Below are 25,599 nucleotides of genomic sequence, written 5' to 3' on the forward strand. Positions count from 1 at the left end.
ACGCAGAGCATACAGCAAGCCGGATATTTTTTTCAAACATCTATCTTGCCCGTCATTCCATGCTTGATCCGGAGCGCCGGTTTATATATATTGACTGACCGGTCAGTCAATATATAGGTGAGGCCATGGCATCATCCGCAACAACGCCCCCCTCGCGGCGGCGGCGCAAGGAGGCGCGGTCGGACGAGGTTATCGAAGCGGCGTTGTCGGTATTCTTCGAGAAGGGGTTTGCCGCCGCCCGTCTGGACGACATTGCGGCGCGGGCCGGAGTGTCGAAGGGCGCCATCTACCTCTACTTTCAATCCAAGGAAGACCTGTTCAAGGAAGTGGTGCGTCGGACAATGGCGCCTAACCTCGACCGCTTCGAACGCATGGCGGCGGACCATCAGGGCGACAATCTGGAACTTCTGCGCCGTTTGATCCGCACGGCGGCGGCGGTGATGGGCGGCACCCGCGTCGGCATGGTGCCGAAGATGGTGATCGCCGAGGCGACTAACTTTCCCGACCTTGCGCAATTCTATGTCACCGAGGTGGTGGACCGCGCCGCCGGCTTGATGTTGCGGGTGCTTGAGCAAGCGGCGGCGGCGGGCGAAATCGCTCCGACCCCCAGGGCCGAGGCCGCCAAGGTGCTGCTGGCCCCGATATTGATGCTGGCGCTATGGAACAACACCCTGGGCGCGGCGGTGGGCCGTCGTCTCGACCCGGAGACCTTCGCCGAGGAAGCAATCCGGGTGATGATCGACGGCATCGGGGGAAAAGCGCCATGATGCGGCTGTTGCCGCTGCTTGCGCTTGTCCCGCTTCTCGCCGGTTGCGGCGATGACGATGCTTCCGTGCAAGGTTATGTCGAGGGCGAATACCTCATGATCGGCTTGCCGGCGCCGGGTCGCGTGGTCTCGGTAGCGGTAGAGCGCGGCGCCGAGGTGCAGCCGGGACAGGTGTTGTTCTCCCTTGACGCCGTCGCCGAAGAGGCGGCGCTGGCCGAGGCCCGCGCCCGTCTGGAACAGGCTCGTCACCAGCGCGACGATCTCCTCACCGGCAAGCGTGTCGAAGAAATCAGCGCCATCGAGGCGCGGATCGCCCAGGCCGAGGCCGGTCTACGGCTGTCCGCAGCGCAGCTTAAAAGACAGCAGAACCTTGTCGGGTCAGCCGCTTCCGCCGAGGCTCGTCTTGACGAATCCCGCGCCGCCGTCGAGCGCGACCGCAGCCGGGTGACCGAACTTACCGCCGAACTCGCCCTTGCCCGCCGAGCCGCCCGCAGCAGCGCCGTCGCCGCCGCCGAAGCCGCCGTCGATGCCGCCCGCGCCGCCGTCGCACAATTCGAATGGCGGCTGGCCGAACGCACCGCCCGCGCTCCCGGCGCCGCCCGCGTCGAGGACGTGCTGTTTCGTCCGGGCGAGGAAACAGCGGCCGGCCGGCCCGTGGTGAGCCTGTTGCCGCGTGAGAACGTGTTTTTGCGTTTTTACCTCTCGCCGCCGCTGGTGGCGCGGGTCGCTCCCGGCGTTCGACTGGCGGTCGCCTGCGCCGGGTGTGCGGACGGTCTTGCGGCGACGGTCTCGTATGTTTCGCCGGAAGCCGTGTTCGCGCCGCCGGTCCTCTATTCGCGGGAGGCCAAGGACAAGCTGGTGTTTCTGGTCGAGGCCAAACCGCAAGCCGACGCCGCCCTGCTGCGCCCCGGCCAGCCGGTGACGCTGACTCTGCCGAAGGCGGCAACAAATCCATGAACGGGGGAACGGCCATCGCCGTCGAAAGCCTTACCAAGTCTTTTGACGGGACCAAAGTCGTGGACGCGCTTACCCTGACTATCCCCTCGGGGAAAATCATGGGGTTTCTGGGGCCGAACGGATCGGGCAAGACCACCACCCTCCGCATGTTGTGCGGACTGTTGACTCCCGACTCCGGACATGGAACCTGCCTCGGCCTCGACATCGTCGCCGACGCCCACGCCATCAAGCGCCAGGTCGGCTACATGACGCAGCGGTTTTCTCTTTACGAGGACCTTTCGATTGCCGAGAACCTCGATTTCATCGCCCGCGTTTACGGCCTCAGCGACCGTCGGCATAAAGTGGCGGCGGCTATCGAACGGCTGGGCCTCGGCGACCGGCAGCGGCAACTCGCCGGCCATCTGTCGGGGGGGTGGAAACAAAGACTGGCGCTTGCCGCCTGCATCCTGCACGAACCCAGACTGCTTCTGCTTGATGAACCCACCGCCGGCGTCGATCCCAAGGCCCGCCGCGAGTTCTGGGAGCAAATTCATACCCTCGCCGCCGACGGCATGACTGTATTGGTTTCCACCCACTACATGGATGAGGCCGAGCGTTGCCACGCCATCGCCTATATCGCTTACGGCAACCTGCTCGCCGTCGGATCGGTCCGCGAGGTGATCGAAGGCTCCGGCCTGTTCACCTTCACCGCCTTGCCGGCAAAGCCCTCGTCCGACGCCCGCGCCCTGGCCGGACGGCTGGCCGGAATCGCCGGCATTGATCTGGTGGCGGCGTTCGGCGCGGCGCTCCATGTCGGCGGCGCCGACCGGGAGGCGCTTCTTGCCGCTCTCTCTCCTTTCCGGGAACAGGGCGACTTCGCCTGGAGCGAGGACCATCCCACCCTTGAAGACGCCTTCATCTATCTGATGGCGCGCTCACGCGATAATTTTCAGTTCACGGAGGCGTCATGAGCAGGAACAAGCACCCCTATCCCCGCCTGTCGTTCGGACGCCTGATGGCGATGATAATCAAAGAGTTCATCCAGGTGCGCCGCGACCGCATGACCTTCGCCATGATGATGGGCATCCCGCTGATGCAGTTGGTGCTGTTCGGCTTCGCCATCAATGCCGATCCGAAAGGACTGCCGACGGCGGTGCTGGCGGCCGATCACGGTCAGTTCGACCGCTCGCTGATCGCCGCCATGCAGGCTTCGAGCTATTTCCGCATAGTCGATACCGCCGACAGCGAGGCTGAGGCCGAGCGCATGCTGGCCATGGGTATGGTGCAGTTTGTGGTCAGCGTGCCGTCCGGCTTCTCCCGCGATGTCGCCCGTGGCGACCGCCCGCCGCTGCTGGTGGAAGCCGACGCCACCGATCCGGCGGCCACCTCGAATGCGCTTGCCGCCTTGCAGATGCTGGCGCACAACGCGCTCGACCGCGACCTCAAGGGCGCTCTCGCCGACCTCAAGTCCGGGCCGCCGCCGTTCGAACTGAGAGTGCATCGCCGCTACAACCAGGAAGGCGTCTCGCAGTTCAACATCGTCCCCGGCCTGATGGGGGTCGTGCTCACCATGACCATGACGGTGATGACCTCGATCGCCGTGACGCGGGAACGTGAGCGCGGCACCATGGAGAACCTGCTGGTCATGCCGCTTCGCCCCATCGAGGTGATGATAGGCAAGATTGTACCCTACATCGTCATCGGCTATGTCCAGGTAGCCTTGATCCTGCTCGCCGCCAAGGTCATTTTCGGCGTGCCGATGGTGGGAAGCCTGTTCCTGCTGACGATGTGCATCGTCGTCTTCATCGCCGCCAATCTGGCGTTCGGGTTCACCTTCTCGACCATCGCCGGGAACCAGCTTCAAGCCATGCAGATGAGTTTCTTCTATTTCCTGCCCAGCATCCTTCTTTCCGGGTTCATGTTTCCCTATCGCGGCATGCCGGGCTGGGCGCAGACATTGGGCGAGGTCTTGCCGCTTACCCACTTCCTGCGCATCGTTCGCGGCATCATGCTCAAGGGCAACGGCGTCGCCGAAGTCGCCCCGGAAGTCGGCGCCTTGTTCATCATCCTGGCGGCGGCGGGAGTGCTGGCGATGAAGCGCTACCGCGAGACTCTGGATTAGAGGGCGATGTCGAAGATTTCGGCGATGAATTCCATGCCCAGGCGCAGGCCTTCGTCGTCGATGCCGTGGCCCAGGCCGCGACAGACATGAGACGCCGCCTTTATCCCGACGGCGGCAAGACCGTCCACCGCCTCCGCCAACGCCTGAACGGGGATAATCTGGTCTCTGTCGCCGTGAACAAGCAGAACCGGAGGCCGGGACTTGATCTCGTTCTCCGGCGATTCTCCGCCCACCAGCAGCCCGGAATAGCCGAGGATGCCGGCCAACCGCTTGGCGCGGCGCAAGCCGACGTAAAGGGACATGGTTGTCCCCTGGGAAAAGCCGATCAGCGCCAACTTGTCCTCGCTTAAATTATATTTTTTAAGCTGGGCGTCGATAAAAGCGTCGAGAATGGGGGCTGATGACCGGGTTCCCTTGAGGCGGTTTTCAGGACCGAAGTCGTTGAGCGAAAACCACTGATAGCCGGTCGGCGCCATGTCGAAGGAATAGGGGGCGTTAGGAGAGATAAACAGGGCGTCGGGCAAAATCTTCTGAAAGTAAGGAGCCAGTCCGATCAGATCGTTGCCGTCGGCGCCGAGGCCGTGGACGAAGATCACCAGCTTGCCGGGCGCCCCGCCGCCGACCGGCCCCAGGCCGGGGCCGTCCAAAACGGGCAGTTTGGTCATTGAGATGCTCCTGCTTGAGGTCTTTTGCTGAATTCCATGGTATGATCACGCCGCGCCAAAGCCAACCGCCGTTTACGCTCACTGTCGTCCATTGAACTATTTTCGGCTGGTTCCTGACAGATTTATGTGATATGCTGCGACATGGGTGAAAATGCGCCGCACGCCGTGGTTGATCGTTCAAGCCTACAAGGGTCGAAAGCGATGACTGAAAAAAAACTGAACAAGACGGAAGCAAGCATCTTGCGCGGCATTCAGGACGCCTTGGCTTATGTGCGCGGCGATGCCGGTCGCGGCATTGCTCATGTGGTAAAAGTACCGAAGGTGGACGTTAAGTCGGCGCGCAGGAAGCTGGGCATGACCCAGAAAGACTTTGCCCGCAATTTCGGCGTCAGCCTTGATACCGTCCGCAACTGGGAACAAGGCCGGCGGCAACCGGAAGGAGCTGCGCGGGTGCTGCTGGCGGTGATCGAGCGCAATCCCGTTGCGGTGCTTGAAGTTGTGCGTAATGCGGCCTGACAGCGTGTCAGGATTGATCAGGATCACCTGCGTTACAAATTACCGTCATTGCGACCGCGAGCGTCAGCGACGCGGGAAGCAATCCATATGGCGGCGACGCGGGGACTGGATTGCTTCGTCGGCTTCGCCTCCTCGCAATGACGGTGAGGCGCGGCCCAACGTGGCTTTGAGTGATTCTCATCAATCCTGACGCGCTTAACAGCATGTCCGGCAAGGTAAATCCGCGCCGAACTTGACGGAAACGTTGTATTTGTGTCAGCGTAAACTCACAGTGGAAGGCAATTACGACATACCAGTCATAGGGGGCGACCAATGCGTAGCGCTTTGAGAGTCGGACTGATAGGCATGGTTCTGGCCGTGGGCGGTGCGGCGACAAGTGCGGCGGGGCCTTTTGAGGATGGGGTTGCCGCATACGGTAGGCAGGATTTATGAAACACGATAGGCAGGATTATGAAATAGCGCTTCGCCTGATCGCCGAGCAGGGCGATGCCGCCGCTCAGTTCGACCTCGGGGATATGTACACCGAGGGCCGGGGCGTGACGCAGGACTACAAGGAAGCGGTGAAGTGGTATCGCTTGGCCGCCGACCAGGGCGACACCTCGGCCCAGTTCATCCTTAGGGATATATACGCCGAGGGCCGAGGCGTGACGCAGGACCACAAGGAAGCGGAGAAGTGGTACCGCTTGGCCGCCGACCAGGGTAACGCCTATGCCCAGTTCGACCTCGGGCGTATGTACGCCGAGGGCCGGGACGTGACGCAGGACTACAAGGAAGCGATGAAGTGGTTTCGCTTGGCCGCCGACCAGGGTAACGCCTATGCCCAGTTCGACCTCGGGGTCATGTACGCCGAGGGCCGGGACGTGACGCAGGACTACAAGGAAGCGATGAAGTGGTTTCGCTTGGCCGCCGACCAGGGCGACGCCGCCGCCCAGCTCATGCTCGGGGATATGTACACCGAGGGCCGGGGCGTAACGCAGGACCACAAGGAAGCGGCGAAGTGGTTTCGCTTGATCACCGACCAGGGCGATGCCGCCGCCGCCCAGTTCGACCTCGGGGATATGTACGCCGAGGGCCGGTGCGTGACGCAGGACTACAAGGAAGCGGTGAAGTGGTTTCGCTTGGCCGCCGACTAGGGTAACGCCTCCGCCCAGAAGACCCTCGGGCGTATGTATGCCGAGGGCCGGGGCGTGGCGCGGGACCACAAGGAAGCGATGAAGTGGTTTCGCCTGATCACCGATCAGAGCGACACCTACGACCAGTTCGACCTCGGGTGTATGTACGACAAGGGCCGAGGCGTGACGCAGGACCACAAGGAAGCGGCGAAGTGGTTTCGCTTGGCCGCCGACCAGGGCGACGCCTTCGCCCAGATCACCCTCGGGGATATGTACACCGAGGGCCGAGGCGTGACGCGGGACCACAAGGAAGCTGTGAAGTGGTATAGCTTGGCCGCCGACCAGGGCGACGCCTTCGCCCAGATCACCCTCGGGGATATGTACAATGAGGGCCGGGGCGTAACGCAGGATTATATCATGGCCCATATGTGGTTCAACCTTGCGGCTACTCAGGGGAATGAAGTTGCCGTCGAAAACCGCGATAAGGTCGCCGAACTCATGACCCCGGCCCAGATAGCCGAGGCGCAAAAGCTGGCGCGGGAGTGGGAGGCGAAGCCTTATAGTTCAACGCCTGGACCGTGAATAGATCGGATTGACCGCAGAGACACAGAGGCGCAGAGAAGATCAGGAGAAGTTTTTCTTCTGCTTTTTCTTTTTTCTTCTCTATCTTCCTCTGTGCCTCTGTGGTTAATAAAACGGCATTTCCGTCAGTCAATGCGTTGGAAATTCGGGAGCCGTTTTACAATCTAAAGCGTAGAGAACTACCCATTGGGAAATTTGTGGCTCAATATCCGCGCCGACGCCGGAGAATGACTTAGATGACCTCGGTTGCGCCTTTCTCATGGGACGATCCGTTCCTGCTGGAGACCCAGTTGCGGGAAGAGGAACGGCTGGTGCGCGACGCCGCCCGCAACTACGCCCGCTCCAGGCTGATGCCGCGCATCGTTCAGGATAACCGCGACGAGCGTTTTGATCGGGCGATCATGACCGAGATGGGCGGGCTGGGACTTCTCGGCGCGACCCTGCCCGAAAAATACGGCGGCGCCGGGGTCAATCATGTGTGCTACGGGCTGGCGGCGCGTGAGATCGAGGCCGTCGATTCCAGCTATCGCTCGGCGATGAGCGTCCAGTCGTCGCTGGTCATGCATCCGATCTATGCCTACGGAACCGAGGAACAACGCCTGAAATATCTGCCCAGGCTGGCCGCCGGTGAATGGGTGGGCTGCTTCGGCCTGACCGAGCCGGACCACGGCTCAGACCCCGGATCAATGATCTGCAAGGTAGAAAAGACCGCCGGCGGCTACCGCCTCAACGGCGCCAAGATGTGGATCACCAACGCCCCCATCGCCGACGTGATGATAATCTGGGCCAAACTTGACGGCGTCATTCGCGGCTTCATTCTGGAGAGCGGCATGAAGGGGCTGACCACCCCCACGATCAAAGGCAAGTTTTCGCTGCGCGCCTCGATCACCGGCGAGATCGTCATGAACGATGTCTTCGCGCCCGATGACCATATCCTGCCCGGCGCCGAGGGCTTGGCCGGACCTTTCGGCTGTCTCAACAAGGCCCGCTACGGCATCGCCTGGGGAGCGCTGGGAGCCGCCGAGTCGTGCTGGCTCGCCGCCCGCAACTACACCATGGAGCGCAAACAATTCGGCCGACCGCTGGCCGCCAACCAGTTGATCCAGAAGAAACTGGCCGACATGCAGACGGAAATCGCCATCGGCCTGCAAGCCTGTCTGAGGGTGGGCCGGATGCTGGATGACGGCGTATGCGCCCCCGAGGCCGTTTCACTGATCAAGCGCAATTCCTGCGGCAAGGCGCTCGACATCGCCCGCATGAGCCGCGATATGCACGGCGCCAACGGCATCGCCGACCACTTCCACGTCATCCGCCATCTGATGAACCTGGAAAGCGTCAACACCTACGAGGGCACTCACGACATCCACGCCTTGATCCTCGGCCGCGCCCAGACCGGGATTCAGGCCTTCACGGCGGACTAGAGAGCAGCGCCGCCGACGGGCCGCACCGGCAGTTGCTCCCAGTTCTCGCCGGACAGCAAAAGACAACTGACGCCGTCGGGCCGCGTTATGATGATTGAAAAGGTTCCGGTATCCGATTTGAACACTTCAATCACCTCGCCGCCGGAAGACAACCCCATGGACACAGGTTCCTCGGCAAACCTATTCTTCAGTTCCGCTATGCCCTTGTTGCGGTCGCCGCAATCCATCAACACCTGAACTTGCGCCGACGCAACCGTCGGCAACGCCGACAGCACGAGGGTCAGAACGGACAGAAATTCTTTCTTATACCGAGTCATGACATCCTCCTTTCATCGATAAATAAACACTCCGTACGATTAATATGGGAACTCGCCGCCTGAAATAAAAGTAGCCGAGGAACTCAACGCCGCATTGCAGCGCGGGGGACTTTATTTTTTTTGTGTTAAGAGGTAAGTATGAAGGCCGATTCAAAACCAAAGGAAGCCGCCATGAAAATAACATCAATGTTGATAGCTGTTTTTGCTATTTTCTTTTCCTTTCAAGGAATTGCCGCTGCATACCCGTCGAATCAACAGGAAGCGCGACAAGATACCCATGATAATCGACTGCAATTAGCGCAAAAACGTCCTGAGGGCCGCAAAGACAACGTCAAAGGGCGTGCGGGCAACCGCCAAGATAAGGCCGAAGGGCGTGCGGGCAACCGCCAAGATAAAATCGAACAGCGCCGGGAAAACGTCCAAGAGCGCATGGGTGATCGTCGAGACAAGATCGAACAACGCCGGGAAAACGTCCAAGAGCGCATGGGCGACCGCCAAGACAAGATCGAACAGCGCCGGGAAAACGTCCAAGAGCGCATGGACGACCGCCGGGACAAGATCGAACAGCGCCGGGAAAACACCCAAGAACGCATGGAAGACCGCCGGGACAAGATCGAACAGCGCCGGGAAAATATCAAAGAAAAGTGAGCGCCTGATGCCGGAATATCGCTCCAGAACATCCACCCACGGGCGCAACATGGCCGGCGCACGCAGCCTGTGGCGGGCCACCGGCATGAAGGACAGTGATTTCGGCAGGCCGATTATCGCCGTCGTCAATTCCTTTACCCAGTTCGTGCCGGGGCATGTGCATCTCAAGGACATGGGGCAACTGGTGGCCGAGGCCATTACTTTCGCCGGCGGCGTCGCCAAGGAGTTCAACACCATCGCCATCGACGACGGCATCGCCATGGGCCACGGCGGCATGTTGTATTCGTTGCCGTCCCGCGACCTGATCGCCGATTCGGTGGAATACATGGTCAACGGCCATTGCGCCGACGCCATGGTTTGCATCACCAATTGCGACAAGATCACGCCTGGCATGTTGATGGCGGCGATGCGCCTCAATATTCCGACGGTGATGGTCTCGGGCGGTCCCATGGAGGCCGGCAAGATAACCATAAACGGCAAGGAAACCCCGATTGACCTGATCGACGCCATGGTCCGGGGCGCCGACCCTGACGCCGACGATAAATCGGCGCTGGAGTATGAACGCTCCGCCTGTCCCACCTGCGGATCATGCTCCGGCATGTTCACCGCCAACTCGATGAACTGTCTGGCCGAAGCCATCGGCATGGCCTTGCCCGGCAACGGCACCCTGCTGGCCACCCATGCCGACCGGCGCGAACTGTTTGTCAAGGCCGGCCATACCGTCGTTGACATCGCCAGACGCTACTATGACGGCGGCGATGACTCGGCGCTGCCGCGCTCCGTCGCCTCGTTCAAGGCCTTCGAGAACGCCATGACCGTCGATATCGCCATGGGCGGCTCCACCAACACGGTGCTGCACCTGCTGGCCATCGCCAATGAGGGGAATGTCGATTTCACCATGGCCGACATGGATCGCCTGTCGAGGAAGACGCCCAATCTGTGCAAGGTGGCCCCCAGTTCCCACTACCATCTGGAGGACGTGCATCGCGCCGGCGGCATCATGGCTATCCTCGGCGAGTTGGACCGGGCCGGCCTGATCCACCGCGACGTTCCCACCGTTTACGCGCCGACCATCGCCGAGGCTCTAAACGCCTGGGACGTGGGCCGCTGCCGGGAAGAAAGCGTACGTCGATTTTACCGCGCCGCCGCCGGCGGCAAGCCGACCCAACAAGCCTTCAGCCAGGAAAAACGTTATCCCGACCTCGACCTTGACCGGGAACAAGGGTGTATCCGCAATGTCGGCCACGCCTACAGCGTCGACGGCGGCCTCGCCGTGCTTTACGGCAACATCGCCGAGGACGGCTGCATCGTCAAAACGGCGGGGGTGGACGCCGGCAACCTCAAGTTCTCCGGCCCCGCCGTCATCTGCGAAAGTCAGGAACAAGCGGTCAGCATGATACTCGGCGGCGGCGTCAAAAAAGGCGACGTGGTCATCGTTCGCTACGAAGGCCCCAAGGGCGGTCCCGGCATGCAGGAGATGCTTTATCCGACCAGCTATCTGAAATCCATGGGCCTCGGCAAAGTCTGCGCCCTGGTTACCGACGGCCGTTTTTCGGGAGGCACTTCCGGCCTGGCCGTCGGCCATGTATCGCCGGAAGCCGCCGCCGGAGGCGCCATCGGCCTGATCGAAACCGGCGACAGGATAGAGATCGACATTCCGGGCCGTTCGATCAACGTCGCCCTCGCTCAAGCCGAGCTGGACAGGCGCCGCCGGGAAATGGAGAACAAGGGAATCTCCGCCTGGAAAGCAGAGGGCCGCAACCGTCAGGTCTCATCGGCGCTACGCGCCTACGCCGCCATGACCACCAGCGCCGACAAGGGCGCCGTCAGGGACGTCTCGCAAATCGAGACGGCGCGATAAACCTCCCCCGGCCCCTCCTTACGGGGGAGGTGGCCCTTGATTTTATCTGTTCTTCCGGTTTTCGATCAGGCTTTCGACCACGGTGGGGTCGGCCAGGGTTGAGATGTCGCCCAGATTGGCGTAGTCGTTTTCGGCGATTTTGCGCAGGATGCGGCGCATGATTTTGCCGGAGCGGGTCTTGGGCAGGCTCGGCGCCCATTGCAGCCAGTCGGGCTTGGCGATGGGACCGATTTCTTTCCTTACCCAATTGCCGAGTTCTTTGAGCAATGCGTCGGAAGGTTCCTCGCCGAGGTTAAGGGTGACGTAGGCGTAGATGCCCTGGCCTTTGATGTCGTGGTGAGCGCCGACCACCGCCGCCTCGGCCACCTTGGGATGGGCGACCAGGGCGCTTTCCACTTCCGCCGTGCCTATGCGGTGACCGGAGACGTTGATCACGTCATCGACCCGGCCCGTGATCCAGTAATAGCCGTCTTCGTCGCGCCGACAGCCGTCGCCGGTAAAATAGCGGCCGGGATAAGTGGAGAAATAGGTCTGCACGAAGCGGTCATGGTCGCGGAATACGGTGCGCATCATTCCCGGCCAGGCGTCGGTAAGGCACAAGTTGCCCGATGCCGCGCCTTTCAGCTCTTTGCCTTCGCTATCGACGAGCTGAGGCTTGACGCCGAAGAAGGGGAGGGTAGCCGAACCCGGCTTGAGCGCCATGGCGCCGGGCAGCGGCGTTATTAAAATGCCGCCGGTCTCGGTCTGCCACCAGGTATCGACGATCGGACAGCGCTCGTCGCCGACGACCCGATGATACCACAGCCACGCCTCAGGATTGATCGGCTCGCCGACCGTGCCGAGGATGCGAAGCGACTTGCGCCCGGTTTTCTTGACCGGCCCGTCGCCCTCGCGCATCAGGGCGCGAATCGCCGTCGGCGCGGTATAGAAAATGTTGACCGAGTGCTTGTCGCACACCTGCCAGAAGCGGGAGGCGTCGGGATAGGTGGGGATGCCCTCGAACATCAGGGTTATGGCGCCGTTGGCCAGCGGCCCGTAGACGATGTAACTGTGTCCGGTCACCCAGCCGACGTCGGCGGTGCACCAGAATACTTCGCCGTCCTTATAGTCGAATATGTATTGGTGGGTGATCGAGACATAAACCATATAGCCGCCGGTAGTGTGGATAACTCCCTTGGGCTTGCCGGTGGAGCCGGAGGTGTAAAGAATGAACAGCGGGTCCTCGGCGTTCATTTCTTCCGGCGGACAGTCGGGCGAGGCCTCGGAACAGGCCTTGTAGTAGCGCACGTCGCGGCCTTTTACCCAGTTGACGGCGGTCTTGGTGCGGCTGACGACGAATACCTTGTTGACTGTCGGGCATGTTTTCAGCGCCTCGTCGGCATTGGCTTTCAAGTGAACCGGCTTGCCGCCGCGCATTCCCTCGTCGGCCGTGATCAGGCAGTTGGAATCGCAATCTTTGATGCGCCCGGCCAACGCCGTCGGCGAGAAGCCTCCGAACACCACCGAATGAACGGCGCCGATGCGGGCGCAAGCCAGCATGGCGACCGCCGCCTCGGGGATCATCGGCATGTAGATGGTGACCACGTCGCCTTTTTTGATCCCCTCGTTCTTCAGGGCGTTGGCCAGACGGCATACCTGCTCGTGAAGCTCACGGTAGGTGATCGTCCTGGACTCGTTCGGGTTGTCTCCCTCCCACAGGATGGCGGTCTGATCGCCCCGGCTCTTCAGATGGCGGTCGAGGCAGTTGGCGGAGGCGTTGAGGGAGCCGTCGTAAAACCACTTGATATGGACGTCCGGGGCCTGGAAGCTGACGTCCTTGACCTTGGCGTAGGGCTTGATCCAGTCGATGCGCTTGCCTTGCTCACCCCAGAATTTTTCGCCGTCATCAATCGACTGCTTGTACATGTCAAGGTACTTGCCGTTATCCGCCCACGCCGATTTGGCCAAAGCGTCTGAAACCGGAAACAACAGATTGTCGGACATTTTCCCTCCTGAGGCTTGTTGCAAACAGTTGTTTATAACCCGATGTCCTCGCCCAAGGCTTCGACCTTCTTCCGGGGCATGGTTGACATTTCCATTTTGTAGGCCAGAAACCACATCATTCCCACTCCCAGAATCCAGAATACAATCTGCCAGGCCCAGATCGACGGCATGCCGAAAGTCCACGCCTTGACGGCGCCGGCGTTCGGCGATCCGAAGATATCGTTGCCGATGACGGCGCCGGGGCCGACGCCGAAGAACAACCATCCGAGGGTGATGATCCAGGCAATGGGCTTCAGGCCATGCTTCTCGGCGGGAAGACCGGCATTTTCGGCCAGGAAGTTATGGAACTTCATGCGGTGAGCGCGCTCGCTGTTATTTTGGGTCATCGCCGAGACGGGCAGACAGACGGCCAGATTCATGATTATGCCCCAAACCGCCGAATGAACGGTCCATGGCCAACGGCCCCAGGCCAAATCGACGCCGAAAAAGCCGGCAATCGAAACGCCGAGCGATTCGGTAAAGATAACGCCGAGGATGCCGGCAATCAGGCCCAGCGTCACCCCCTGCCGGGTGAGCTGCGGGAAATAGGTCGCCGCCGCCAGTGACGGCCACATCTGCAAGCCGAAAGCCGCCGCCATGCCGCCGAGAAAAACCGGATTGTCGGTAAAACAGGCCGCCGTCGTCAGCGCCGATGCCGCGATAAGGATAACGCTGATGCGCCCGAACAGCTTTTGGGCTTTATGTGAAGCGGTCGGGCTGAGGTAGCGTTTGTACAGATCGCGGGTCAATATGCCGCCGGTCGTTGACATATGGGAGGCGCTCGCCGCCTGGAGGGCCGCCAGGGCGCAGACCGCCAGCAGGCCGACCAGCCACAGGGAACTTTTACCGACGGAGTTGATGTAATGAGCGACCAGAGCGCCATGCTTGTCGGCGGTCAGGTCAGGCAGTGCGTTGCCGAGGGCAAGGCCGGCTTCCGTCACGGCGGCGTCGGCGCCCAGAAGATGCGCCCCTATGCCCTGGACGGCGGCGAACAGGAACAGGATAAAGCCGATGCCGAAGGAAGACGCCCATACCTGCTGAGGAGCGAACGGCTTGGGATTGTTGCCGGAGAAGGCCCACATGGTGAACGCCGGGGACGACTGGACGCCCATCAGCGCGAACAGGAAGGTCAAGCCCATGACGCCCGTCCACAGGCCGCCTGTCGGCGTCTCCTTGCCCAGTCCGGCGGTGAACTGGATCACGCCGGGCATGGCGAAGTAGGCGTTATAGTCGCCGCCGCCGAGGCCCTTGGTCGCGCCCCATTTGCCGAGATCGGACGCGGCGAGTCCGGCAAGGCCGTTCTGCAGGGCGTTCCATCCTCCGATATGGTCAAGGGCGATCATGCCGATGATTATGACGCCGAGGCCGAGCAGGACGCATTGCAAAGCGCCCACATAGGTTACGGCTCTTAGTCCCCCCAGGACCACATAGATTATAACGGAAACCGAAAGCGCCCACATGCCGACGTTGGCGCTGATGAGACCGTCGGTAAGCACGTTGAACAGCAGGCCGGACGCCCGCAACAACACGCCGAGACAGGGGATTGAAAACAACAGGGCCACGCCTACCGTCAGGATGCGGACGGCATCGCCCCGGAAATAGTCCGCCAGCATCTCGCCCGGCGTCACATAGCCGAAGCGTTTGCCCAGCATCCATTGGCGCTTAAAGAAAAGGACGCCGGTAAACGGGATGGCTATGGCGCAGAACGAGGCGTAGGCATAGGGGAACCCGTCGCGGTAAATCATCCCCGGATGATCTATAAAGACCCATCCTGAGAACGATATGGCGGTGGCCGCGAGGACGAATGCCCACGTCGGGGTTTGACGGCCCGAAATGAAGTAATCGGCAGCCGTCTTGGCCGTCCGGGCGCACTTGATGCCCCAGAAGACGCAGTAGGCCCAATAAAGCGCCACGAACACGAAAAGCCAGGTTGCTTTTGCCGACATGGCCTTAAGAATAAGGGATTCCCTGAATGCCGCAAGACGATTAGCGGTTTGTGACCGGATTCAATCGCCTGCGGCATTCCCAGAACTATTGGTTACATTTTCCCGGCCCTTTCCGCCTTCCCGGCCCAAAAGGCCAGGAGCATAAACAGAGCCGCGCCCGAACCCCAGGCCAACGCGCCGCCCGGCATATTCAGCATGGGAACCAGGGCATAGGCCAGAGCCAATAACAGCCAGACGACCGCTACCAGCACCAACAGCTTGATATCGTTACTCATACCTTGGTCCTCCTCAATGACCGGCGGCGCCGCCGGCGATCACCGGCAGCGACGTCATCAGCGTAAACGCCGCCCAGGTGGCGGCTCCCATCAGGAAAAGAAGAAACGCCACCGAGGTCGAGCCGCCCCATGCCGCTTGCCGGAGCGCCAGAGGCTCAGGCGCCGGAGCAAGCGCCGTTTTCGCCCTTATGGCTTTGCGGCCCAGGCCCACAAGCGGCAGCGCCGCCCCGAGAGTCAGAAGCACAAGGCCGACGGCCATTACCGCCGCTCCCGCGCCGATGATCTGGGACAGCATCGTCCAGGCAACGGGCGCGGCGCCTTCATAGCCGGCATCGAGCACCCGCCTGGGCATACCCTGCGCCCCCGCCGCCGCGCCGGCGAGTCCGAACAGCAGCAGGCCCGCCGTGATCAGCCAGGGCAGGCGGGAAAGCAACTTCGGCGCCGGGGCGTTCTGACCCGTCAGATGCGGAAGCAGGCGCAGCATGACCGCCAGCAGCGTCATCGTCACCACCCCCAGAGTAATAAAGTGGAAAGCGCCGGGGACGAAGAAGGTGTCCGACAGCAGGCCGGCCAGTTTCTCCTGGATCAGGACGAAGGCCAGAATGCCGCCCAGGGCGAGGTTCACCACCGCCGCTCCCAGCGCGTTCGTGGCCGGATCGCTCCAGTCGAGGCTGCGTATCCAGCCGAACCATCCTTTTGCTCCCTTGGCCCGCGCATGCGCCTCCAGCGATGCCGTCGTCACCAGAAAGGCGGCGATGGTGGGAACGCCTATGAACAGCGACAGGAGCGATCCCAGCACCAGCACCAGAGGATCAAGACCCGGCTCCAGGAACATGTGATAGAGCGAGGTCGGCGGCACGAAGACCAGATAGAGCGTGAAGACGATCTTCGAGAAATTGCTGCCGAACACCGAACGCGCCCCCGAAATCTCGGGCAACAGCAGGGTCCAGGCGAGCATGGCGCCCAGCAGCGGCAGATAGTGCATGTTGTGAAACAGCACATGCCACAGCGTGACATGATCGGCGGGGAACTCTTCCCATCCCGCCGCCCACAGCGCCGCCGGCAGAAAGGCGTTGGCGAGCGTTGCCGCGCTTACCAGCACCAGTCCGCCCCAGAGTACGGCTCCGAACCCCGGACCCGACCACTCCCCGCCCCGGCTTCGTTTCGCCGCCATCAGGGTGGCGATGGCGGGCATGGTCAGCGCCGCCAGTCCGAGCGCCTGCACCAGATAACCGAGATAGAAGAGAAAGGCGCCCAAGCGTTCCTCGCCCGCCAATTCCGGGGAGCCGTCATAAAGCAGCGGCGTTCCCGACAGCGTTCCCGTCGCCTGAAGGGCAAAGGCGATCAGCATCAAAGCCCCCCCGGCCCAGCCCAGTCCGTTAAGCGCCAGCGGCGCCCGGCGTTCTTTGGCCGCCAGCACCAGAAGCAGCGCTCCCTGCGCCAGCGACAGCCAGTGAAAGAACACCGCCACCCCGTGCATGGTCAGCACCCGATAGCCGGTTTCGGGGAGTTCGGGCCGGGCAATGCCGTTGCGCGCCATGGCTGCCCATAGTCCCATGAACAGGCCTAAAAACAAGGCGGCCAGAGACAGCGTGAACAGGGCACGGATCAAATGCCGGTCACGCGGGGCGATCGCTTCCATCGCCTCGCCGAGGGAGATGTCTTGATGTTTGATTGTCATTGTCGCCTCCCTCAAACCACGTCGATGCGGGCGGTCATGGTGCGGTCGTGGTAAGCGCCGCAATAGACCGTGCAATAGACAAGATGCGAACCTCTTTCGGTGAAGGTTATGTCGCGCTCCGCCACTGCGCCCGGACGCAGACGGTTGATCAGACTGCCTTTTCCTACTTGAATCGAGGCGCCGTGGCTGACGTCGAGCGCCATCATGCTGAAACGGTAGCTTTTCCCCATTTCCAGCTTCAGCCACGCGGGATCGAATCCCCATTGATAGGCCATCAGGTAGACCTTGGCCCCGTCATCGGCCTCAGCGACCGCGCCGTGCATATCGTGCGTCGTCTGGCCTTGCGGCATGGAAGGCATGTTATGCGTTGCCGACATGCCGTGTCCGGCGTGGGGGTCGAGGACGGCTGGTTCGGGTGAAAAGCCGGGGAACACGCTGCCGTCCGCCTGTTTCCAGCGTTCGGCATGGGTCTTTACAAGTCGGCGGAATTCGTCAGGCGTCGGTCCCTGGACCGGCGCCCCGTGGCCGCCATGACCGTTCATGGCTTCCGGTTGGGCTTCCGGTTGGGGCGCCCCGTGGCCGCCATGCTCATCCGGATTCGTTTTTGTTTTGCTTTTCGTCGCTCCCAGGGCCGTCCAGACGCCGTAAAGGCCCAGTATTCCAAGGCTTGCCGCCACTACGAAGCCCCGTCGCGTGGACAGGTTTCGGGCGTGATCATGCTCACGTGTCATCGCTTTTGCTCCAATATCGTCGTTGATGAATAAGACTCCCCGGGACGAATAGGCCTCCCGAGGGGTAAGGAATTCAGACGATGATTCGGGGCGGAGCGGGATCGGGGATAAGGGTGCGGCCCGAAAGCGGGCGGGACTCGCCCGGCATAAGGCGCAGCGGGGGGTGAGTCTTGACGCTCGCCGCCGGCGTCGCCCCGTCCGGTAATGGAGCGGGGCAACAGACCAGGGCGTAGCCGGATGACGAAATTGTCCCGTCGGGGGCCTGAGTGTTCAGGGGGGCGTGCTGTTCATGATGCCGGTCAACGGGAATGATATCAGCCGCGCCGCTCAAGTGGCGGGCATGCGCGCTCCCCGCTCCGGCCAGGGCGGCGATTACCAACATCGCCGTCAAGGCGTATGCGCACCGGCGAAGACTTAATCGAAACACCATGGCCGGAACCTTAGTCGGAGCGGACGAGGCCTGTCAATTGCTCATAGATTGATTGTCCCGTAATTCTGTCGCAATTTTTTACATTTCCGGGTATGATTCGGCTTACGCGACGATGATTGAATGGTCTTTAAGATATGGAGGCCCGGCGTGGTCGGTTGCTCTCATGACGCTCCTTTCTGGCGTTCCAGGACCGGCGTCGCTCTGCTGGCGTTCCTCGCTTTTGCCGGCGTATTGCTGGTTTTTGAGCACTGGGCGCATCTGGCGGGAGCGTTGCCGCTGTTGTTGCCGTTGTTGATTTGCATCGGCATGCATTTCTTCATGCATGGCGGTCACGGCCACGGCGGCCACGGCTCTGCCGACAAGAAGGAGTGACGGCGATGACCGACGCCGCTCCCGCCTACGGTTTGTGGCTGCTCGTTATCGTTAACTCGGCTGTGTTCATTCTGTTCGCCGCCAGCTTCAGCCGCCCGAAGGATGTCCGCGACTGGCGTTCGCTCGGCGCCTTTTCAGCCTTCGTGGTGGCCCTCTTCGCCGAGATGTACGGTTTTCCGCTGACTATATACCTGCTGTCGGGTTGGCTGGGCGACCGTTATCCGGCGCTCGATCCCTTCGGCCATGACGCCGGCCATTTGTGGTCAACCCTGTTCGGGCTTGAGGGTGACCCTCACTTCAGCCCGCTGCACATCCTCAGCAACCTGCTTATCGTCGCCGGATTCATCATCATTGCCAGGGCGTGGCATGTGCTGCATGCCGCCCAAGCCGGGGGTGAGCCGGCGGTCACAGGCCCTTACGCCGTGATCCGTCATCCCCAGTATATGGGGTTCATCGCCGTGCTGCTGGGCTTCCTGTTGCAATGGCCGACCCTGCTGACGCTGCTGATGTTCCCTGTGCTGGTCGTCATGTATGTCCGTCTGGCAAGAACCGAGGAGCGCGAAGCCCGAGACCGCTTCCCCGTGCGTTACGCCGATTACGTCGCTCAAGTCCCCGCCTTCATCCCCCATATCGGGGGAATGAAATGATGCCTTCGCCTGCAACCATTTATCAAGGAGTTTCCCATGCCTGTGGACCCGGTTTGCAAGATGCAAGTGACTCCGGCGGCGGCGGCGGCCGGCATTGAGTTCGAGGGAGAGCAGATTTATTTCTGCTCCTTGGGCTGTCGTGACCGTTTTCTGGCCGATCCGGCCTACTTTCGTGCGGCCGGCGGCGCATCCGGCCTGAAATCCGAGGGACATTCGTGTTGCGACAAGCGGATATCGGCGTCCGGGCAATTCACATGGATGTCGTTCGGGGCGGCGGCGGGCGTCGGTTTATCGGGAACAGCCGCGCTGCTGATCCTTTATTTCGGTCTGTTGACCCTGGTCTCGGGATGGTCGTTCACCCTTGACCAGTTCCGCGATTTTGGGCCGTTCATCGTCGCGCTTGCGGTGGGGTTCGGCATCCAGGTAGGTCTGTACGTCTATCTTCGCCGCGCCCTGCATGCCGCCCATTCGGGGAAAGTGGTTGCCGTCACCGGCGCCACCTCCGGCGCGGCCATGGTGTCTTGCTGTACGCACTATCTGGTCAATCTGCTGCCGGCGCTCGGCGCCGCCGGGCTGGTTTCGCTGGTCAGTCAGTACCAGATCGAACTGTTCTGGTTCGGTCTGGCCGCCAATCTTGCCGGAATTGTCTATATTGCACGCCAACTGGCGGCTTTTATTCATGCCGACTTCGGCAATCCGCAGATGGCGGCGGGTTTGCTGCTGACGGCATTCATCGGCGCGGCATCCTTAAGCTTGCCCGCTTCCGTCATGGCGCAAAACGCGATGCTGACGCCCCTGGAGAATAGGGAAGGGCGGGTAACGGTCAAGGTAACGCCGCAGATGCTGTCCGCATCGGCGAAACTTTGGCAGTTCCAAGTGGTCCTCGATACGCATTCAGTCGCATTGGATCAGGATATGTTGGCCGTCGCCGTGCTGGTTGACTCTGCCGGGGGCGAGCACAAGCCGGCGGCCTGGGATGGCGACCCGCCCGGCGGCCACCACCGCCAAGGGCTTCTGACATTCAAGCCGACGGCTCCCGTTCCCTCCACGGTGTTGCTGAAAATTCGCACCGTGGGCGGCGTTGTCGAGCGCTCGTTCACATGGAAACTTGGTTCTCCTTAAGCTTGACCGTAATGCGGCGAGAGGTTATTCATTCAGGCGCGGAGACCTGACGGGGCAATTGAACGACCGGCAATCCGACGGTAAAGGGTTGCGGTGAGTCGTTACGGCTCACCGAGGCCCTTTTTTAATGTGCAGGGAGAAAACTGATGACCAAAGCGAATAAAGCGACCGCCAACGGCAAAACCGACAAGTCCCCGAAAGATATTATCGCCTATCGCAAGAGCTGTGACGCCGAAGGCACCGGCCTGTCTCATTACATCCTGATGGATAAAAAGCCGACCGCCGGCAAGTCTGAATGACTCAAGCCGATCTCGCCCCGCGTTCTGCGGAGGCGTCGCCGTCGGGCCGCTATTTCAACAGCGGCGCCGGTCCCGCCCTACAGTGCATCGACATCGGTCACGAGACCTATATCGGCGTCGTCGATCCGGACACGGCGTTCTGGTCATTAGTGCCCAAAGATCGGCTGGCCGAGACTCTGGCCGGCGGTCCGCTGCTTGACGAGTACCGTAAAAAATCAGCCGGTTTCGCCGATGAGATGGAGATGCTGCGCTTTAACCTGAAGCCGTCGGCGGTTTATTTTAATCCGACGGAGCGCTGCAATCTGGACTGCACCTACTGCTACATTCCCGGCGACATGCGCAAGCACGGTCGCCACATGACCGGCGACGAAGTGATGGCGGCCCTGGAAAAGCTCAAGGCCTACTTCAAGAAGACGGTGCCTGAAGGCCGCTTGCCCCAGGTTATCTTTCACGGGGCCGAGCCTATGCTCAACCGCGAGGCGGTTTTCGCCGGCATCGAGGCCTTCGCCGATACCTTTCGCTTCGGCGTGCAGACCAACGCCACCTTGCTGGACGGCGAGTCCATTGATTTCCTGACCGGCCACGGTTGCGGCATCGGCCTGTCGCTGGACGGTCACGAGGCATCCATCGCCGACAGGACGCGCTCGACCTGGGGCGGCGCCGGAACCTTCGACGCGGTGGTCAAGGCCATTGAACGCCTGCGCGGCTATGACGGCTTTAACGTCATCTGCACCATTACCCGGGAGAACGTCAAGAACCTGGTCAAGATGGTCGATTTCCTGCACGGCCACGAGGTTCCCGCCTGTATGCTGAACGTCATCCGCTGCACCTTGCCGAGGGCGCGGGGCATCAAGGCCGGGGACGCCGAAACGGCAGAACACTTCATCGCCGCCGTCGAGCGCAGCCATCAGCTTTACCGGCAAACCGGGCGCAAGATGATAGTCGCCAACTTCGCCAATATCCTGATCTCGATCATCGCCCCGACGGCGCGCCGCTTGATGTGCGACATCTCGCCCTGCGGCGGCGGACGCAGTTTCTTCGCCCTGGCCCCCGACGGCGGCATGTTCCCGTGCAGCGAGTTCATCGGCTTGCCCGCCTTCAACGGCGGCAACCTGTTCACCGATCCGGTTGAAAAAATCCTGGAAAGCCCGCAGTTCAAACATGTAACCGGGCGCAAGGTGGAAGATATATCGCCATGTAATCGCTGCGCCATCCGTCACTTTTGCGGCTCTCCGTGTCCCGCCGAAGCCCACGAAATGAACGGCGGCATGGATAAAATCGGCGCTTATTGCGAATTCTACGAAGAACAGGCCCGCTATGCCTTCCGCCTGATCGCCGACGGCAAGGAAAATGATTTTTTGTGGGAAGGCTGGGATAACGGCACGGAAACGGTGTTCGGACTTTAGTCCGCTTCGTCCGGCGTTAATGTCTTCATGGCCAGGGCGTGAAGTCCGGCGGCGAACTCATCAGCGAGGGCGGCATAGACCATCCGCTGACGCTCGATGCGGGATTTTCCGGCGAAGGCTGAAGAAACGATCTTCAGGCTGAAATGACTCTCGCCGGCGGCCCTTGAGCCGGCATGTCCGGCATGACGGATTGAATCATCATTGACCTCGATGCTCAACGGCGACAAGGCCTTATCCAGTTTCTCCTTGATGGCGGCGGCAACGCTCATTGTATTCAATGCTCCTTCGGCTTGAAAAACGTCTCTTAACAGACCATAGTTGACGTCATGGCGAACAGTAAATCCAATTATAACATCAAGCGCGCCGAAACGCCGGATAACGAACCCTGCCGCTGCGCCTGGCCGGCTTGCCGGGAAGCGGGCGAGTTCCGGGCGCCGCGCTCCCGCGAGGAACTGAGAAGTTACCACTGGTTCTGCATGGAACATATCCGCGCCTACAACAAGTCATGGAACTACTACGACGGCATGACCGATGAAGAAGTCGAGGCCGATATTCGCAAAGACACCGTCGGTCGAAGGCCGACATGGCCGATGGGCGCCGCCAGGCTTATCTACGCTTTCGACCCACAGGCCGCGTTTAATGATTTCGGCTCCGGCGACGGATCAGGGAACAGGCGCGGCAAAACTCAAGAGGCGGATGCGCCGGAGAGAAAGGCGATGGCGGTTCTTGATCTGCTGCCGCCGATCACTCCCGGCGCAGTCAAGGCCCGCTACAAGCAACTGGTCAAGCGCCACCACCCCGACGCCAACGGCGGCGATAAGGCGTCCGAGGAAAAATTCAAACAGATCAGCCAGGCCTACAAGACGGTCATGGCCCATCTTAGAGTGCATCAGGAATAATCATGCAAGGCGTCGCCGAAACAACTTCACCGGGGTTTCCCCTGCAAGTCCCCGATATTGCCGTCTCCGTGCGTCAAACGTTCGGCATCGACAGCGATATGCGGGCTCCGGCCTTCAGCAGGGCCGAGGAGCATGTGCCGGAGATCGACGGCGCCTATCAGTTCGATCATGACACGACGCTGGCCGTCCTCGCCGGGTTTGCCCATAACCGCCGGGTCATGATCCAGGGCTATCACGGCAGCGGCAAGTCAACTCATATCGAGCAGGTGGCGGCGCGGCTGAACTGGCCGTGCGTCCGCCTTAACCTGGACAGTCATATCAGCCGCATCGACCTTATCGGCAGGGACGCCATTGTTATTCGCGACGGCGAGCAGGTTACCGAGTTCAAGGAGGGGATGCTGCCCTGGGCGCTACAAAACCCGGTCGCCCTGGTTTTTGACGAATACGACGCCGGAAGGCCGGACGTGATGTTCGTCATCCAGCGCATCCTTGAGGCTAACGGCAAGCTGACCCTGCTTGACCAGAACAAGGTGATGACTCCTCATCCTTCATTTCGCCTGTTTTCAACCACCAATACGGTCGGGCTGGGCGACGCCACAGGTCTTTATCACGGCGTTCAGCAGATCAACCAGGGCCAGATGGATCGCTGGAATGTGGTCGCCACCCTCAATTACCTGCCGCCCGAGGACGAGATCAGGATCGTGCTGGCCAAGGCGCCGTCCTACGATAACAAGGAAGGCCGCAGGACGGTAGCCGCCATGGTGGAAATGGCGGGCATGACCCGCACCGGCTTTATGAACGGCGATATATCAACCGTGATGTCGCCGCGCACCATAATCACCTGGGCCGAAAACGGCGAAATCTTCGGCGACCTGGAATTCGCCTTCCGCCTGACCTTCCTCAACAAGTGCGACGAGCTGGAGCGTTCGGTGATCGCCGAATACTACCAACGCTGCTTCGGCGCCGATTTGCCGGAATCGGTGGCCAAGGCGCCGCTGCTTTAGGGTCCAAACTCATGCCACAGGCGGAGCCTCCCTCGGAACTGCTCAAGCGCGTCACCGCCGCCGCGTTGGTCGGCGTCGCCGGAGCGCCCAGGGCGCCGGATCGAATATTCGGCGGCAACGCCGCGCTTTTGCCCGAGCCGCCGCGCCGCGCCATCGTTAAAGATGACGTAACCAGACTGCGGGGCGCCGCCGACGCCGTGGCCGTGCGCTTTCGCCATCATGACGAAGATGCGCATCATCGCCTCATGCCTTCCGGCGTCGAAGCCCGTCAGGTTTACGAGGCCGCAGAGCAGGCGCGTCTTGAAGCCTTGGGCGGTCGCCGTCTGTCGGGAGTCGCCGATAATCTGGGGGCGCGTCTTGAGGAGCATTGCCGGGATTTCTCCGGTATCGCCGACCGCGAGGCGACGCCCATCGCCGACGCCGTAGCCCTGCTGGTGCGCGAAGTTCTCACCGGATTGCCGCCGCCGGCCTCGGCCGGCGCCATGATGGAGGCGTGGCGTCCCTGGCTGGCCGAGCGGATGGGCAAGGGGCTTGGCCGACTGGCCGATTATATTGACGACCAGGACGCTTTCGCCGGAACCATGACCGAGATGATCTCCCGTCTGGAGCTTTCCGATGCGGATCAGGCCCCGGATTCGGATCACGGCGAAAGCGAACAAGACGCCGGTTGTGATGACGAGGATCATCAGCCGGACGCCGCCACCGCCGATCAGGAGTCTGTTGACGGCGGCCTGGGCGGGACGGACGTAGACAAAGCAAAAGCGCCGCCCATGCCCGGCGAAGACATGCCCGCCGATCCCGGCCATGCCCGCCGTCCCGATAATGCCGCTTCGGCGCAAGTTGTTTACCGCGCCTACACCACCGCTTTTGATCAAGTGATCAACGCCGACAAAATATGCGACTGCCGGGAGCTTACCAGACTGCGCGCCCAGCTTGACCAACAGCTTTCCCATCTGTCGGGAATGGTAAGACAGCTTGCCAACCGTCTTCAGCGCCGCCTGCTGGCCAAGCAAACCAGATCATGGAATTTCGGCCTTGATGAGGGCTTGCTGGATTCGGCGAGGCTGGCGCGGGTGATCGTCGATCCGGTTCATCCTCTTTCTTTCAAGCAGGAGGCCGAGACCGACTTTCGTGACACTGTGGTCGGCCTGCTGATAGATAACTCCGGCTCGATGCGCGGACGTCCGATAACGGTGGCCGCCATGTGCGCCGATATTCTGGCGAGAACCCTGGAGCGTTGCGGCGTCAAGGTGGAAATTCTCGGCTTCACCACCCAGGCCTGGAAGGGCGGTCATGCGCGTGAAAAGTGGGTGGCCGACGGCAAGCCGGACCATCCCGGACGCCTCAACGATCTCTATCATATCATTTACAAGAGCGCCGACGCCCCCTGGCGGCGGACGCGGCGTAACCTGGGGCTGATGCTGCGCGAAGGCCTGCTTAAGGAAAACATCGACGGCGAGGCCCTGTTGTGGGCGCACTCCCGCCTGCTGGCGCGGCGCGAACAGCGGCGCATCCTGATGGTTATCTCCGACGGCGCTCCGGTCGATGACGCCACCCTGTCGGCCAATGCCGGCGTCTATCTGGAGGCCCACCTGCGTCAGGCCATATCATGGATCGAGACCCGCTCCGAGGTCGAACTCACCGCTATCGGCATCGGCCATGACGTTAAACGTTATTACCGACGGGCCGTCACCATCTCCGGCGCCGAAGACCTGGGCGGCGCCATGATGCAGGAACTGACCGAACTGTTTGATGAGAAATCCTCCCCCTTGCTTTAAGGGGGAGTTTAGCGCGTCAGGATTGATTGGAACACTCAAGG

25 protein-coding genes and 1 pseudogene are annotated in these 25,599 nt (G+C 61.5%); 17 read left to right on the forward strand and 9 right to left on the reverse strand.

Going from position 1 to position 25,599, the window contains the following annotated elements:
- Window positions 1–125: 125 nt before the first annotated feature.
- The 4 genes from A3H92_04470 to A3H92_04485 are packed head-to-tail and all read left to right on the forward strand — an operon-like array spanning window position 126 to window position 3,824.
- Window positions 126–767 (forward strand): hypothetical protein, encoded by a 642-nt coding sequence (locus A3H92_04470; protein OHC74937.1) that lies wholly within the window; start codon window positions 126–128, stop codon window positions 765–767.
- Window positions 764–1,723, forward strand: a complete 960-nt coding sequence (locus tag A3H92_04475; protein ID OHC74938.1) for a hypothetical protein — start codon at window positions 764–766, stop codon at window positions 1,721–1,723. Before A3H92_04470 ends, A3H92_04475 begins: the two co-directional genes overlap by 4 nt.
- Complete coding sequence (locus A3H92_04480; protein ID OHC74939.1) at window positions 1,720–2,673, forward strand: multidrug ABC transporter ATP-binding protein; 954 nt, start codon at window positions 1,720–1,722, stop codon at window positions 2,671–2,673. The genes A3H92_04475 and A3H92_04480 overlap by 4 nt, the downstream gene beginning before the upstream one ends.
- Window positions 2,670–3,824 carry a mannose-1-phosphate guanyltransferase gene (locus A3H92_04485; GenBank protein ID OHC74940.1) on the forward strand — a complete coding sequence of 385 codons (1,155 nt, stop codon included), beginning with the start codon at window positions 2,670–2,672 and terminating at the stop codon, window positions 3,822–3,824. The genes A3H92_04480 and A3H92_04485 overlap by 4 nt, the downstream gene beginning before the upstream one ends.
- On the opposite strand, the gene A3H92_04490 is transcribed toward A3H92_04485, so the two are convergent.
- On the reverse strand, window positions 3,821–4,489 hold the full coding sequence (locus A3H92_04490) for a phospholipase (protein ID OHC74941.1): 669 nt from the start codon (window positions 4,487–4,489) through the stop codon (window positions 3,821–3,823). The two genes, A3H92_04485 and A3H92_04490, sit on opposite strands and share 4 nt — an antisense overlap.
- Window positions 4,490–4,690: 201 nt before the next feature.
- Between A3H92_04490 and A3H92_04495 the strand changes: the two genes are divergently transcribed.
- The 3 genes and pseudogenes from A3H92_04495 (at window position 4,691) to A3H92_04505 (ending at window position 8,120) form a co-directional block, all read left to right on the forward strand.
- On the forward strand, window positions 4,691–5,005 hold the full coding sequence (locus tag A3H92_04495; GenBank protein OHC74942.1) for a hypothetical protein: 315 nt from the start codon (window positions 4,691–4,693) through the stop codon (window positions 5,003–5,005).
- A 947-nt stretch (window positions 5,006–5,952) separates the two neighbouring features.
- Window positions 5,953–6,699 (forward strand): annotated as a pseudogene (locus tag A3H92_04500) (hypothetical protein).
- Window positions 6,700–6,935: 236 nt separating this feature from the next.
- Window positions 6,936–8,120 carry an acyl-CoA dehydrogenase gene (locus A3H92_04505; GenBank protein ID OHC74943.1) on the forward strand — a complete coding sequence of 395 codons (1,185 nt, stop codon included), beginning with the start codon at window positions 6,936–6,938 and terminating at the stop codon, window positions 8,118–8,120.
- Here A3H92_04505 and A3H92_04510 read toward each other — a convergent pair.
- Entirely contained in the window at window positions 8,117–8,437 is a 321-nt protein-coding gene (locus tag A3H92_04510) for a hypothetical protein (GenBank protein ID OHC74944.1), read from the reverse strand. The genes A3H92_04505 and A3H92_04510 overlap by 4 nt on opposite strands.
- A gap of 138 nt (window positions 8,438–8,575) precedes the next feature.
- On the opposite strand from A3H92_04510, the gene A3H92_04515 reads away from it, so the two are divergent.
- Together A3H92_04515 and A3H92_04520 are read left to right on the forward strand one after the other, a co-directional pair.
- Window positions 8,576–9,085, forward strand: a complete 510-nt coding sequence (locus tag A3H92_04515) for a hypothetical protein (GenBank protein ID OHC74945.1) — start codon at window positions 8,576–8,578, stop codon at window positions 9,083–9,085.
- A 7-nt stretch (window positions 9,086–9,092) separates the two neighbouring features.
- Window positions 9,093–10,946 (forward strand): dihydroxy-acid dehydratase, encoded by a 1,854-nt coding sequence (locus A3H92_04520; protein OHC74946.1) that lies wholly within the window; start codon window positions 9,093–9,095, stop codon window positions 10,944–10,946.
- 42 nt (window positions 10,947–10,988) lie between these two features.
- On the opposite strand, the gene A3H92_04525 is transcribed toward A3H92_04520, so the two are convergent.
- The 6 genes from A3H92_04525 to A3H92_04550 form a co-directional block, all read right to left on the reverse strand.
- The gene (locus tag A3H92_04525; protein OHC74947.1) at window positions 10,989–12,929 is read right to left on the reverse strand and encodes an acetate--CoA ligase; all 1,941 of its coding nucleotides are present in this window, start codon (window positions 12,927–12,929) and stop codon (window positions 10,989–10,991) included.
- Between the two features lie 32 nt (window positions 12,930–12,961).
- Window positions 12,962–14,914 carry a sodium:solute symporter gene (locus A3H92_04530; protein ID OHC74948.1) on the reverse strand — a complete coding sequence of 651 codons (1,953 nt, stop codon included), beginning with the start codon at window positions 14,912–14,914 and terminating at the stop codon, window positions 12,962–12,964.
- A 92-nt stretch (window positions 14,915–15,006) separates the two neighbouring features.
- Window positions 15,007–15,189, reverse strand: a complete 183-nt coding sequence (locus A3H92_04535; protein OHC74949.1) for a hypothetical protein — start codon at window positions 15,187–15,189, stop codon at window positions 15,007–15,009.
- 13 nt (window positions 15,190–15,202) lie between these two features.
- Window positions 15,203–16,870 (reverse strand): hypothetical protein, encoded by a 1,668-nt coding sequence (locus A3H92_04540; GenBank protein OHC74950.1) that lies wholly within the window; start codon window positions 16,868–16,870, stop codon window positions 15,203–15,205.
- Between the two features lie 11 nt (window positions 16,871–16,881).
- Entirely contained in the window at window positions 16,882–17,547 is a 666-nt protein-coding gene (locus A3H92_04545; GenBank protein OHC74951.1) for a hypothetical protein, read from the reverse strand.
- A gap of 127 nt (window positions 17,548–17,674) precedes the next feature.
- Window positions 17,675–17,983 (reverse strand): hypothetical protein, encoded by a 309-nt coding sequence (locus A3H92_04550; protein OHC74952.1) that lies wholly within the window; start codon window positions 17,981–17,983, stop codon window positions 17,675–17,677.
- Between the two features lie 168 nt (window positions 17,984–18,151).
- On the opposite strand from A3H92_04550, the gene A3H92_04555 reads away from it, so the two are divergent.
- The 5 genes from A3H92_04555 to A3H92_04575 all read left to right on the forward strand — a co-directional run bounded on the left by A3H92_04555 (window position 18,152) and on the right by A3H92_04575 (window position 21,877).
- Entirely contained in the window at window positions 18,152–18,403 is a 252-nt protein-coding gene (locus tag A3H92_04555) for a hypothetical protein (GenBank protein ID OHC74953.1), read from the forward strand.
- Window positions 18,404–18,408: 5 nt separating this feature from the next.
- Complete coding sequence (locus tag A3H92_04560) at window positions 18,409–19,050, forward strand: isoprenylcysteine carboxyl methyltransferase (GenBank protein OHC74954.1); 642 nt, start codon at window positions 18,409–18,411, stop codon at window positions 19,048–19,050.
- A 36-nt stretch (window positions 19,051–19,086) separates the two neighbouring features.
- Window positions 19,087–20,172 carry a hypothetical protein gene (locus A3H92_04565; protein ID OHC74955.1) on the forward strand — a complete coding sequence of 362 codons (1,086 nt, stop codon included), beginning with the start codon at window positions 19,087–19,089 and terminating at the stop codon, window positions 20,170–20,172.
- Between the two features lie 146 nt (window positions 20,173–20,318).
- Window positions 20,319–20,471, forward strand: a complete 153-nt coding sequence (locus A3H92_04570) for a modified peptide precursor CbpA (GenBank protein OHC74956.1) — start codon at window positions 20,319–20,321, stop codon at window positions 20,469–20,471.
- An 86-nt stretch (window positions 20,472–20,557) separates the two neighbouring features.
- Window positions 20,558–21,877: a peptide-modifying radical SAM enzyme CbpB gene (locus tag A3H92_04575; GenBank protein OHC74988.1), complete on the forward strand. Its 1,320-nt coding sequence runs from the start codon at window positions 20,558–20,560 to the stop codon at window positions 21,875–21,877.
- Here the strand turns inward: A3H92_04575 and A3H92_04580 are convergent.
- The gene (locus tag A3H92_04580; protein OHC74957.1) at window positions 21,874–22,146 is read right to left on the reverse strand and encodes a transcriptional regulator; all 273 of its coding nucleotides are present in this window, start codon (window positions 22,144–22,146) and stop codon (window positions 21,874–21,876) included. The genes A3H92_04575 and A3H92_04580 overlap by 4 nt on opposite strands.
- Window positions 22,147–22,203: 57 nt before the next feature.
- Between A3H92_04580 and A3H92_04585 the strand changes: the two genes are divergently transcribed.
- Genes A3H92_04585 through A3H92_04595 form a run of 3 tightly spaced genes read left to right on the forward strand, consistent with a single transcriptional unit; the run spans window position 22,204 to window position 25,558 of the window.
- On the forward strand, window positions 22,204–22,776 hold the full coding sequence (locus A3H92_04585) for a hypothetical protein (protein ID OHC74958.1): 573 nt from the start codon (window positions 22,204–22,206) through the stop codon (window positions 22,774–22,776).
- Window positions 22,777–22,778: 2 nt separating this feature from the next.
- A complete protein-coding gene (locus A3H92_04590) occupies window positions 22,779–23,780 on the forward strand; it encodes a cobaltochelatase subunit CobS (protein ID OHC74959.1) in 1,002 nt (333 codons plus the stop codon).
- Between the two features lie 11 nt (window positions 23,781–23,791).
- Window positions 23,792–25,558 carry a hypothetical protein gene (locus A3H92_04595; GenBank protein ID OHC74960.1) on the forward strand — a complete coding sequence of 589 codons (1,767 nt, stop codon included), beginning with the start codon at window positions 23,792–23,794 and terminating at the stop codon, window positions 25,556–25,558.
- Window positions 25,559–25,599: the final 41 nt, after the last annotated feature.

The organism is Rhodospirillales bacterium RIFCSPLOWO2_02_FULL_58_16, assembly GCA_001830425.1.
Classification (GTDB): Bacteria; Pseudomonadota; Alphaproteobacteria; order Rhodospirillales; family 2-02-FULL-58-16; genus 2-02-FULL-58-16.

What these genes read in the sequence shown, in the direction of transcription:
- A3H92_04470 (OHC74937.1), top strand. Translation starts at nt 126, where the DNA reads ATGGCATCATCCGCAACAACGCCCCCCTCGCGGCGGCGGCGCAAGGAG.
- A3H92_04475 (OHC74938.1), top strand. Translation starts at nt 764, where the DNA reads ATGATGCGGCTGTTGCCGCTGCTTGCGCTTGTCCCGCTTCTCGCCGGT.
- A3H92_04480 (OHC74939.1), top strand. Translation starts at nt 1,720, where the DNA reads ATGAACGGGGGAACGGCCATCGCCGTCGAAAGCCTTACCAAGTCTTTT.
- A3H92_04485 (OHC74940.1), top strand. Translation starts at nt 2,670, where the DNA reads ATGAGCAGGAACAAGCACCCCTATCCCCGCCTGTCGTTCGGACGCCTG.
- A3H92_04490 (OHC74941.1), bottom strand. Translation starts at nt 4,489, where the DNA reads ATGACCAAACTGCCCGTTTTGGACGGCCCCGGCCTGGGGCCGGTCGGC.
- A3H92_04495 (OHC74942.1), top strand. Translation starts at nt 4,691, where the DNA reads ATGACTGAAAAAAAACTGAACAAGACGGAAGCAAGCATCTTGCGCGGC.
- A3H92_04505 (OHC74943.1), top strand. Translation starts at nt 6,936, where the DNA reads ATGACCTCGGTTGCGCCTTTCTCATGGGACGATCCGTTCCTGCTGGAG.
- A3H92_04510 (OHC74944.1), bottom strand. Translation starts at nt 8,437, where the DNA reads ATGACTCGGTATAAGAAAGAATTTCTGTCCGTTCTGACCCTCGTGCTG.
- A3H92_04515 (OHC74945.1), top strand. Translation starts at nt 8,576, where the DNA reads ATGAAGGCCGATTCAAAACCAAAGGAAGCCGCCATGAAAATAACATCA.
- A3H92_04520 (OHC74946.1), top strand. Translation starts at nt 9,093, where the DNA reads ATGCCGGAATATCGCTCCAGAACATCCACCCACGGGCGCAACATGGCC.
- A3H92_04525 (OHC74947.1), bottom strand. Translation starts at nt 12,929, where the DNA reads ATGTCCGACAATCTGTTGTTTCCGGTTTCAGACGCTTTGGCCAAATCG.
- A3H92_04530 (OHC74948.1), bottom strand. Translation starts at nt 14,914, where the DNA reads ATGTCGGCAAAAGCAACCTGGCTTTTCGTGTTCGTGGCGCTTTATTGG.
- A3H92_04535 (OHC74949.1), bottom strand. Translation starts at nt 15,189, where the DNA reads ATGAGTAACGATATCAAGCTGTTGGTGCTGGTAGCGGTCGTCTGGCTG.
- A3H92_04540 (OHC74950.1), bottom strand. Translation starts at nt 16,870, where the DNA reads ATGACAATCAAACATCAAGACATCTCCCTCGGCGAGGCGATGGAAGCG.
- A3H92_04550 (OHC74952.1), bottom strand. Translation starts at nt 17,983, where the DNA reads ATGTTGGTAATCGCCGCCCTGGCCGGAGCGGGGAGCGCGCATGCCCGC.
- A3H92_04555 (OHC74953.1), top strand. Translation starts at nt 18,152, where the DNA reads ATGGTCTTTAAGATATGGAGGCCCGGCGTGGTCGGTTGCTCTCATGAC.
- A3H92_04560 (OHC74954.1), top strand. Translation starts at nt 18,409, where the DNA reads ATGACCGACGCCGCTCCCGCCTACGGTTTGTGGCTGCTCGTTATCGTT.
- A3H92_04565 (OHC74955.1), top strand. Translation starts at nt 19,087, where the DNA reads ATGCCTGTGGACCCGGTTTGCAAGATGCAAGTGACTCCGGCGGCGGCG.
- A3H92_04570 (OHC74956.1), top strand. Translation starts at nt 20,319, where the DNA reads ATGACCAAAGCGAATAAAGCGACCGCCAACGGCAAAACCGACAAGTCC.
- A3H92_04580 (OHC74957.1), bottom strand. Translation starts at nt 22,146, where the DNA reads ATGAGCGTTGCCGCCGCCATCAAGGAGAAACTGGATAAGGCCTTGTCG.
- A3H92_04585 (OHC74958.1), top strand. Translation starts at nt 22,204, where the DNA reads ATGGCGAACAGTAAATCCAATTATAACATCAAGCGCGCCGAAACGCCG.
- A3H92_04590 (OHC74959.1), top strand. Translation starts at nt 22,779, where the DNA reads ATGCAAGGCGTCGCCGAAACAACTTCACCGGGGTTTCCCCTGCAAGTC.
- A3H92_04595 (OHC74960.1), top strand. Translation starts at nt 23,792, where the DNA reads ATGCCACAGGCGGAGCCTCCCTCGGAACTGCTCAAGCGCGTCACCGCC.